Below are 1,070 nucleotides of genomic sequence, written 5' to 3' on the forward strand. Positions count from 1 at the left end.
CCCTCGGTCTCCACCAGCTCCTCGTACGACGGGCCCCCGGCGCGCGCCGCCTTCAGGCCCCACTGGCCCTTGAACAGCGCGTCCTCGTCCAGCCAGGAGGAGTAGTCGGCGAACGGGATGCCCTTGACGATCCGGTCGCCCCAGAACGGCGGGGCGGGCACCCGGTTGTCCACCGAGACGTCGGAGCGGATCTGACCGAGGTTGACCTCCTCGACCTCCTCCACCTCGACCTTGGCGTGCCGACGCTTCTTCAGCTCCGGCAGCGTCGCACCGGGCACCCCGCGCTTGACCGCGATCAGGGCGTCCATGAGGCGGAGGCCCTCGAAGGCGTCGCGGGCGTAGCGGACTTCGCCTTCGTAGATTTCGTGGAGGTCTTGTTCGACGTAGGCGCGGGTGAGGGCGGTGCCGCCGAGGATGACGGGGAAGTCGGCGGCGAGCTGACGCTGGTTCAGCTCCTGCAGGTTCTCCTTCATGATGACGGTGGACTTGACGAGGAGGCCGGACATGCCGATGACGTCGGCGCGGTGTTCCTGGGCGGCGTCGAGGATGGCGGAGACGGGCTGCTTGATGCCGAGGTTGACCACCGTGTAGCCGTTGTTGGAGAGGATGATGTCGACGAGGTTCTTGCCGATGTCGTGGACGTCGCCCTTGACGGTGGCGAGCACGATGGTGCCCTTGCCCGAGCCCCCCTCCGATGTCTCTGTGGACTTCTCCATGTGCGGTTCGAGGTGGGCGACGGCGGTCTTCATCACCTCGGCGGACTGCAGGACGAACGGCAGCTGCATCTGGCCTGAGCCGAACAGTTCACCGACGACCTTCATCCCGGCCAGGAGTGTGCCGTTGACGATCTCCAGTGCGGGGCGCTCGGTGAGGGCCTCGTCCAGGTCGGCTTCCAGGCCCTTGCGCTCACCGTCGATGATGCGGCGCTGCAGGCGCACCTCCAGCGGCAGAGCGGCCAACTCCTCCGCCTTCGACGCCGCCGAGCTGGCCATGCTGACGCCCTCGAACAGCTGCAGCAGCCGCTGCAGCGGGTCATAGCCCTCTTCGCTGTCGGTGGCCTCGCGGGCGCG

1 protein-coding gene is annotated in these 1,070 nt (G+C 67.9%); it reads right to left on the reverse strand.

Annotation, left to right across the window (positions count from 1 at the left end; translation table 11 throughout):
- The coding region (locus tag ABD323_RS41555; protein ID WP_344447277.1) for a B12-binding domain-containing protein at positions 1–1,070 on the reverse strand (1,070 nt) is incomplete at both ends.

This window comes from Kitasatospora nipponensis, assembly GCF_039528135.1.
Lineage (GTDB): Bacteria > Actinomycetota > Actinomycetes > Streptomycetales > Streptomycetaceae > Kitasatospora > Kitasatospora nipponensis.